Source organism: Streptomyces thermoalcalitolerans (assembly GCF_039525155.1).
In the GTDB taxonomy this organism is placed as follows: Bacteria; Actinomycetota; Actinomycetes; order Streptomycetales; family Streptomycetaceae; genus Streptomyces; species Streptomyces thermovulgaris.
This window is the reverse complement of record NZ_BAAAHG010000001.1, coordinates 260,947-268,841: the sequence shown is the minus strand read 5'-3', so window position 1 is coordinate 268,841 and position 7,895 is coordinate 260,947. Positions and strand designations below refer to the sequence as shown.

Genomic DNA, 7,895 nt, shown 5'->3' with positions numbered 1-7,895 from the left:
GATGCGGGGAGACGGACAGGGGGATGGAGACAGCAGGAGACGGCCGACGGGATCGCCTGGCCGCGCACCCTGCCGGTGAACCGACGACGGCCATGGGCGTCGTGGGAGTGGACGCCGGACGGCGCGGGCCGGCCGACCGGCCCCGCTCCCACATGGGCGTCCGTTGGGTGACCTTCGATCCGATCGCGGGGGACTTCGCCGCCCGCGATCGGCGTCAGGACGGGCCGTCGCATCTGCCGTAACCGGCGTAACCGTCGTGTCCGGCGCCGGACACGGCCGGCTTCGGCGCTTTTGGCCGTCACCGGCCGGCCGGGGCCTGGTCGTCCGCCGCCGTGTCCGAGGCCGACGTCATGGTGGCCGTCGAGTCCTGGGACACGGCCACGGACGCGGGGACGGCCTCCCGGCGGCGGGTGAAGCGCCGGGCGATCGGCTCGGTGTAGCGGGCGGTGAGCGGCCCGAGGATGACCAGGATCAGCACGTACGCGGTGGCCAGGGGGCCGAGGGCGGGATTGACGCCCGCGGTGACGGCGAGGCCGGCGATGACGATGGAGAACTCACCGCGGGCGACGAGGGTGCCACCGGCCCGCCAGCAGCCCTTGGCCGAGATTCCGGCACGCCGTGCCGCCCAGTAGCCGGTGGCCACCTTCGTCAGGGCGGTGACGACCGCCAGGGCGAGTGCGGGCAGCAGCACGGGCGGGATGTCCGCGGCGTTGGTGTGCAGTCCGAAGAAGACGAAGAACATCGCGGCGAACAGGTCCCGCAGGGGGGTGAGCAGGTTGTGCGTGCTCTCGGCGACCTCGCCGGACAGGGCGATGCCGACCAGGAAGGCGCCGACGGCGGCGGAGACCTGGAGCTGCTGCGCGACACCGGCGACCAGCAGGGTCAGACCCAGCACCACCAGCAGCAGCTTCTCGGGGTCGTCGCTGGAGACGAAGCGGGAGAGGTGGCGGCCGAAGCGCACGGCGAGCAGCAGGACCAGTCCGGCGACACCGAGGGCGATGGCCAGGGTGATGCTGCCCGCCGCGAGACCGGCCCCGGCGAGCAGGGCGGTGATGATCGGCAGGTAGACCGCCATCGACAGGTCCTCGAGGACCAGGATGCTGAGGATGACCGGCGTCTCGCGGTTGCCCACCCGGCCCAGGTCGCTGAGCACCTTGGCGATCACCCCGGAGGACGAGACCCAGGTCACACCGGCGAGCACCACGGCCGCGACCGGGCCCCAGCCCATGAGCAGCGCCAGCACGGCTCCGGGCGTCGCGTTGAGCACCGCGTCCACGAGACCGGCCGGGTACTGGGTCTTGAGGTTGGAGACCAGGTCGCTGGCCGTGTACTCCAGGCCGAGCATGAGCAGCAGCAGAATGACGCCTATCTCGGCGCCGATCGCCACGAACTCCTCGCTGGCACCGAGCGGCAGCAGTCCTCCCTTGCCGAAGGCCAGGCCGGCCAGCAGATACAGCGGAATCGGCGAGAACTGCAGCCGTCCGGCCACCCGGCCCAGCAGACCCAGTGCAAGGATGATCGCACCGAACTCGATCAGGAAGATCGCAGAAGAATGCATCGACTCACTCCCGCCCGAGGATCGCGGCGGCGGCGTCGACGCCCTCGCGCGTGCCGATGACGATCAGGATGTCACCACCCGCCAGGCGGAAGTCCGGACCGGGGGAGGGAATGGCCTCGGCTCTGCGGAGCACGGCCACGATCGACACACCGGTCTCCGTGCGCATCCGGGTCTCACCCAGCAGCCGTCCGTTCCAGTGGGACGCCGGCGACAGTTCGATCCGCTCCGCCACCAGGCCCAGCTCGGTGGTCGACAGCAGGTTGGGGCTGTGGTGCGCCGGTGCCAGCGCGTCGATGAGGCTCTCCGCCTCTCCCGAGGTCAGCCGTACCGACAGGGCGCAGGCGTCCGGGTCGTCCTCCCGGTACGTGCTGAGGGTTCGCGTGCCGTCCAGGTGAGCCACGACCGACAGACGGCGCCGCTCCCGTGTGGTCAGGTCGTAACGTGTTCCTATTCCAGGTAGCGGCGTTCTGCTCATACGGGCGGCCCCCATGACGGTCTCCCTGTCTGACATGTCTGACATCGATCGGGTTCTAGAACGAACTCGGAAGACTTTAACCGTTCGGCCTCGGCTGCCTCGTATTCGAAACTTTCGAAATTGTCGGGCCGCTTTCTGATCTTGAGATCTGCGGGTGCGGTGTCCGGCTGGCCCCTCTCGGGCCGACAAGTGCTCTTAACTGGGAATTCGTTCCGTTCGAGGTCTCGCGGGCAAGGCGAATGTTTCGAAATTCTTACCGAAACTATTGACGCTTGACGTGCCCAAATCAAAACTGTCATGCGATGCGCGGCGCCGAGCCCGCAGGGTTCCGTCGTGCTGTCCGCACCCATCAGCCCTCACGAGGAGGACGCACGGACATGAATGCGCTCGTCCAGGCGAGGGGCCGCGGAAGCGGTCGCCTCGCACTCCTCATCAGGAGTGTCTGCGTCATCGCGCTGGCCGCCCTCGCGGCGGCGACGCTGCCCGGCACGGCCAGGGCCGACACCGTCGTCACCACGAATCAGACCGGCACCCACAACGGGTACTTCTACTCGTTCTGGACCGACAGCCAGGGCACCGTCTCCATGAACATGGGCTCCGGCGGCAACTACAGCACCTCATGGAGCAACACCGGGAACTTCGTCGCCGGCAAGGGCTGGAGCACCGGCGGACGCCGTACGGTGACCTACTCGGGCACCTTCAACCCGTCCGGCAACGCCTACCTGGCCCTCTACGGATGGACCACCAACCCGCTCATCGAGTACTACGTCGTCGACAACTGGGGCACCTACCGGCCCACGGGAACGTACAAGGGCACGGTCACCAGCGACGGCGGCACGTACGACATCTACGAGACGACGCGGTACAACGCTCCCTCCATCGAAGGCACCAAGACCTTCAAGCAGTACTGGAGCGTCCGGCAGTCCAAGCGGACCGGCGGCACCATCACCACCGGCAACCACTTCGACGCCTGGGCCCGCAACGGCATGAACCTGGGCACCTTCAACTACATGATCCTCGCCACCGAGGGCTACCAGAGCAGCGGAAACTCCAACATCACCGTGGGTGGCTCCGGTTCGGACGGAGGCAACGACGGCGGCGGTGGTCCCGGCGGCTGCACGGCGACGCTCTCCGCCGGTCAGCAGTGGAGTGACCGCTACAACCTCAATGTCTCGGTCAGCGGTTCCAGCAACTGGACGGTGACGATGAACGTGCCGTCCCCGGCGAGGATCATCGCCACCTGGAACGTCAGCGCGAGCTATCCCAGCTCCCAGGTGCTGGTCGCCAGGCCCAACGGCAGCGGCAACAACTGGGGCGTGACCATCCAGACCAACGGCAACTGGACCTGGCCCACGGTCTCCTGCAGTACGAGCTGACCGCCCTCCACACCACCGAGAGGTCAAGGAAAGGTCCACCTCACGTGAGAAGAAAACCACTCCCTTCATTACGGTCCCTGGTCACGGCACTGGCCGCCGCCGCGCTGGCCGTCGCCGGCACCCTCACCGTCGACGCGGCCCCCGCACAGGCGGCCACCTGCAACGGCTATGTCGGACTCACCTTCGACGACGGCCCGTCCAACGACCGCACACCGGCCCTGCTCAACGCCCTCAGACAGAACGGGCTGCGGGCCACGATGTTCAATCAGGGCCAGTACGCCGCCGCCTACCCGGCCCAGGTCAAGGCACAGGTCGACGCGGGCATGTGGGTCGGCAACCACAGCTACACCCACCCCCACCTGACCCAGCAGAGCCAGGCGCAGATCGACTCCGAGATCTCCCGGACCCAGCAGGCCATCGCGAATGCGGGAGGAGGCACACCGAAGCTGTTCCGCCCGCCCTACGGCGAGACCAACGCGACGCTGAGGTCGGTCGAGGCCAAGTACGGCCTGACCGAGGTCCTCTGGGACGTCGACTCGCAGGACTGGAACGGTGCCAGCACCGACGCCATCGTGCAGGCGGTCTCCCGGCTCGGCGACGGCCAGATCATCCTTATGCACGAGTGGCCCGCCAACACCCTCGCCGCGATCCCGCGCATCGCTCAGACGCTGGCCGCCAAGGGGCTGTGCGCCGGCATGATCTCCCCGCAGACCGGCCGCGCGGTCGCCCCCGACGGCGGCGGCAACGACGGCGGCGGTGGTCCCGGCGGCTGCACGGCGACGCTCTCCGCCGGTCAGCAGTGGAGCGACCGCTACAACCTCAATGTCTCGGTCAGCGGTTCCAGCAACTGGACGGTGACGATGAATGTGCCGTACCCGGCGAGGATCATCGCCACCTGGAACGTCAGCGCGAGCTATCCCAGCTCCCAGGTGCTGGTCGCCAGGCCCAACGGCAACGGCAACAACTGGGGCGTGACCATCCAGGCCAACGGCAACTGGACCTGGCCCACGGTCTCCTGCAGTACGGGTTAGTTCCTCCGGGCACCCGGAGACCCGCCCGTGGCGCGGCGGCCCATGACGGCCGCGCCACGGGCGTTCCGTTCGCGCCGTTTCCCCGTCGCTTTCGGACAAGCTCGGCCTCTGCCGTCGCACACCGTGTCGTTGCTGCGCCGAACGGGTGACGTTGCGTAAGAATTGGCTGGTGCAGGCGAGAAGCGCGAGTCAGGACAGGGGGAGCCGGTGAGCAGTCGCGACGTCACCGACGAACAGTGGGAAGGGCTCGCCCAGGTCGTTCCGTTGCGGGGCCGCGACGCCTGGCCGTCCGCCGCGGACCACCATGCGCCGCCGGAGGCGGAGACGGAGATGCGCCGCCGCTTCGTCGTCCTCAGGGTGAACGTGTTCGCGGACGCCCGCGAGGTCGCCGAGACCCTGATGGCGGGTGTCCCGGTCCTGCTCGACCTCACCGGTGCGGAGAACGACGTGGCCAAGCGGGTCCTGGACTTCAGCACCGGGGTCGTCTTCGGCCTGAACAGCGGGATGCACCGCGTCGACCGCAATGTCTTCCTGCTCACCCCGCCCGGCACCGAGGTGAGCGGGCTCGTGGAGAGCGCGGCGGTCGGCGGCGGGTGACCGCGTACCGGACACCGGTGGTAGACCTGGTGCCGTGACCGAGCACCCCGACCAGTCCGAGCACTCCGATCAGTCCGAGCAGTCCGAGCACTCCGAGCGCCCCGACCTGGCCGCGTTGCAGCGGCGTCTGGCCGAGTTCGCCGCGGCCCGCCGCTGGCAGCCGTACCACACCCCGAAGAACCTGGCCGCCGCGCTCAGTGTGGAGGCGTCCGAACTCCTCGAGATCTTCCAGTGGCTGACCCCGGAGGAGTCGGCCCGTGTCATGGCCGACCCCAGGACCGCGCACCGTGTGCGGGACGAGATCGCGGACGTCCTCGCGTATCTGCTGCAACTGTGCGAGGTGCTCGGAGTGGACCCGCTGGCGGCACTGGAGGCGAAGATCGACCGGAACGAACAGCGGTTTCCGATAGGGGAATGATATCCTCCGCTATTACGCTCAGTAGTGATTTACGTGGTCGAAACCTATTTGTTGTCCACAGATTTCCGTCTTCCTCTAGCTTTTTGTCTCATATGACTTCACTCTGGGTAGTGAACAAGGGAGTTCGGACAGACGTGCGAGCAAGCGCGTCGAGAGGCGGGGCGGCGCATGGACGCGGTGCGGCTCATCCGGGCGAGCAGACGTGCCCTGGCGGGGAGCGGTGAGACCTCCGTCGTCCTGGCCGAGGTGTGGCAGGCGCAGGCCCTGGCGCAGGCGATCGGCAGCCGGCTGGCGGTCCACGGACCGCCCGAACTGCGCAGCGAGGCAGTGGGACTGATGGAGCTGGCGGGCCGGGGCTGCGGAGTGCTGAACGTCCTGGACCTCGACCCCGGGGAGCTGCGGGCGGCCCGGCTCACCAGGCTGGACGACGCCCGTCAGACGCTGCTGTGCCTGGACGTGCTGCTCGGTGAGACCGGCATCGCCCTCGTCGCCGTTGCGAGCGCGGCTCCCGACGAGACGACGTACTGGCAGTGCATGGAGGCGATCGACGCCGCCGACGAGTCGAGGGACCGGGTCCGCGAGATGCTGCGGAAGCTGGCGGCGCGGGAGGCGATGCTGCCGGAGCGGGAGGCGGGCTGACCGCATGTCACCCGGCCGGCGGGCAGAAGGGCGACGGCCGCCGGTGGGGCCCGTCCGCCCGTGTGCCGGCCGGCGTGCAGGATGGAGATCATGGACCTTCGCATCTTCACCGAGCCCCAGCAGGGGGCGACCTACGACATCCTGCTCACCGTGGCCAAGGCCGCCGAGGAGCTGGGCTTCGACGGCTTCTTCCGCTCCGACCACTACCTCCACATGGGCCATGTGGACGGCCTGCCCGGTCCCACCGACGCCTGGATCACCCTCGCCGGGCTGGCCCGCGAGACCAAGCGCATCCGCCTCGGCACGCTGATGACGGCCGCCACCTTCCGGCTGCCCGGTGTGCTCGCCATCCAGGTCGCCCAGGTCGACCAGATGTCCGGCGGCCGGATCGAACTCGGCCTGGGAGCAGGCTGGTTCGAGGAGGAGCACAAGGCGTACGGCATCCCCTTCCCCAAGGAGAGGTTCGCCCGCCTGGAGGAGCAGCTGGCCATCATCACGGGCCTGTGGGCGACGGAGGTCGGCAAGACCTTCGACTTCCGCGGCACGTACTACCAGCTCACCGACTCGCCCGCGCTGCCCAAGCCCGCGCAGGCGAAGATCCCGGTGCTCATCGGCGGCCACGGCACGACCCGTACACCGCGCCTGGCCGCCCAGTACGCCGACGAGTTCAACATCCCCTTCGCCTCGGTCGAGGACAGCGAGCGGCAGTTCGGCCGGGTACGGGCCGCCGCGGAGGCGATCGGCCGCAGCCCCGACGACCTGATCTGCTCCAACGCCCTCGTCGTCTGCGTCGGCCGGGACGACCAGGAGGTCGCTCGCCGTGCCGCGGCGATCGGCCGCGAGGTCGACGAGCTGAAGACCAACGGCCTGGCGGGCTCCCCGGCCGAGGTCGTGGACAAGATCGGCCGCTACGCCGAGATCGGCTCCCGCCGGATCTACCTCCAGGTCCTCGACCTGTCCGACCTGGACCACCTGGAGCTGATCGCCTCCCAGGTCCAGTCGCAGCTGTCCTAGTCACGGCCGCCCCGGTCGCAGCCGGCTCGTCCGCGGTCGATCCGGTCGCGGCCGCCCCGGTCGCAGAGGCGGGCGGCCGGTCGCGGCTCCTTCCGGATCACGTCCACGGTGTGCCCTCCCGGAGACACACCGGCGTGGTGCGCAGCGCCGCCTCGTGCAGAGCGGTGAGGGTCCGCACGGGGGCGGCCAGCGGCAGATCGAGCAGATCGGCCGGGGCGAACCAGCCGTACCGGTCGTGCTCGGAACTGAGCCGGACGGCCGTCCGCTCGCCGTCGGGGAGTGTGCCGCCGTGGAAGAAGCAGTCGAGGACGGGACCCGTGCCCAGCACGTCCACGCGGTGGTCCACACCGATCAGCACGGGCACGGGCCCTAGTTCGATGCCCGTCTCCTCGCGCATCTCCCGCCGGGCCGCCGTCCAGGGGTCCTCACCGTGGTCGAGCATTCCCCCGGGCAGCCACCACTGGCCGGCGGCCGGCTGACCGGGGCCGTACCGCAGAAGCAGCAGGCGGTCCTCGCCGTCCAGCACCACCACGCACGCGGCGAGGAGCGCCTGCGGCTGCGTCCTCACCCACTCCTCGCGTGGCATCCACTCCACCACTCATCGCCTCCCCGGCGTCCGGCTGTTTCTCCTTCTCCCTGACAACGACGCCGCCGCCCAAGGGAAGTGGCCGCACATATGGGCCGCAAATATTGGCAGGCGCCGGTCCGGCCTCCTGTGCCAAGGTGAGGGCGTCGTCCTGCCGAGCCCCGGGACCGCGCGCCCAGGGGCTTCGCCGCGTACGGCATC

The 7,895-nt window shown here is 69.4% G+C and carries 10 protein-coding genes; 7 read left to right on the top strand and 3 right to left on the bottom strand.

Going from position 1 to position 7,895, the window contains the following annotated elements; translation table 11 throughout:
- On the top strand, positions 1-242 hold a 242-nt coding region (locus ABD224_RS01075; protein WP_344045644.1), incomplete at its 5' end, for a hypothetical protein.
- Positions 243-298: 56 nt separating this feature from the next.
- Here the strand turns inward: ABD224_RS01075 and ABD224_RS01070 are convergent.
- Both ABD224_RS01070 and ABD224_RS01065 read right to left on the bottom strand, forming a co-directional pair.
- Positions 299-1,558, bottom strand: coding sequence for a cation:proton antiporter (locus tag ABD224_RS01070; RefSeq protein ID WP_344045642.1), 1,260 nt, complete (start codon positions 1,556-1,558; stop codon positions 299-301).
- 4 nt (positions 1,559-1,562) lie between these two features.
- A complete protein-coding gene (locus ABD224_RS01065; protein WP_344045788.1) occupies positions 1,563-2,048 on the bottom strand; it encodes a cation:proton antiporter regulatory subunit in 486 nt (161 codons plus the stop codon).
- A gap of 362 nt (positions 2,049-2,410) precedes the next feature.
- Here ABD224_RS01065 and ABD224_RS01060 point away from each other — a divergent pair, with 362 nt between their 5' ends.
- From ABD224_RS01060 to ABD224_RS01035, 6 genes are all read left to right on the top strand, one after another.
- Positions 2,411-3,409: a glycoside hydrolase family 11 protein gene (locus tag ABD224_RS01060; protein ID WP_344045640.1), complete on the top strand. Its 999-nt coding sequence runs from the start codon at positions 2,411-2,413 to the stop codon at positions 3,407-3,409.
- 44 nt (positions 3,410-3,453) lie between these two features.
- Positions 3,454-4,440: a polysaccharide deacetylase family protein gene (locus ABD224_RS01055; protein WP_344045638.1), complete on the top strand. Its 987-nt coding sequence runs from the start codon at positions 3,454-3,456 to the stop codon at positions 4,438-4,440.
- Positions 4,441-4,647: 207 nt separating this feature from the next.
- Positions 4,648-5,037 carry a cell division protein SepF gene (locus ABD224_RS01050; RefSeq protein ID WP_344045636.1) on the top strand — a complete coding sequence of 130 codons (390 nt, stop codon included), beginning with the start codon at positions 4,648-4,650 and terminating at the stop codon, positions 5,035-5,037.
- A 106-nt stretch (positions 5,038-5,143) separates the two neighbouring features.
- Positions 5,144-5,455 (top strand): nucleotide pyrophosphohydrolase, encoded by a 312-nt coding sequence (locus ABD224_RS01045; RefSeq protein WP_344045786.1) that lies wholly within the window; start codon positions 5,144-5,146, stop codon positions 5,453-5,455.
- 168 nt (positions 5,456-5,623) lie between these two features.
- The gene (locus ABD224_RS01040; protein ID WP_344045634.1) at positions 5,624-6,094 is read left to right on the top strand and encodes a DUF6099 family protein; all 471 of its coding nucleotides are present in this window, start codon (positions 5,624-5,626) and stop codon (positions 6,092-6,094) included.
- A gap of 90 nt (positions 6,095-6,184) precedes the next feature.
- Positions 6,185-7,108 carry an LLM class F420-dependent oxidoreductase gene (locus ABD224_RS01035; RefSeq protein ID WP_344045632.1) on the top strand — a complete coding sequence of 308 codons (924 nt, stop codon included), beginning with the start codon at positions 6,185-6,187 and terminating at the stop codon, positions 7,106-7,108.
- Between the two features lie 97 nt (positions 7,109-7,205).
- Here ABD224_RS01035 and ABD224_RS01030 read toward each other — a convergent pair whose 3' ends face one another.
- Entirely contained in the window at positions 7,206-7,676 is a 471-nt protein-coding gene (locus ABD224_RS01030) for an NUDIX hydrolase (protein ID WP_344045630.1), read from the bottom strand.
- Between the last annotated feature and the right edge of the window lie 219 nt (positions 7,677-7,895).

Coding starts and splice junctions, on each gene's coding strand:
- ABD224_RS01070 (WP_344045642.1), bottom strand. CDS start 1,558: ATGCATTCTTCTGCGATCTTCCTGATCGAGTTCGGTGCGATCATCCTT.
- ABD224_RS01065 (WP_344045788.1), bottom strand. CDS start 2,048: ATGGGGGCCGCCCGTATGAGCAGAACGCCGCTACCTGGAATAGGAACA.
- ABD224_RS01060 (WP_344045640.1), top strand. CDS start 2,411: ATGAATGCGCTCGTCCAGGCGAGGGGCCGCGGAAGCGGTCGCCTCGCA.
- ABD224_RS01040 (WP_344045634.1), top strand. CDS start 5,624: ATGGACGCGGTGCGGCTCATCCGGGCGAGCAGACGTGCCCTGGCGGGG.
- ABD224_RS01035 (WP_344045632.1), top strand. CDS start 6,185: ATGGACCTTCGCATCTTCACCGAGCCCCAGCAGGGGGCGACCTACGAC.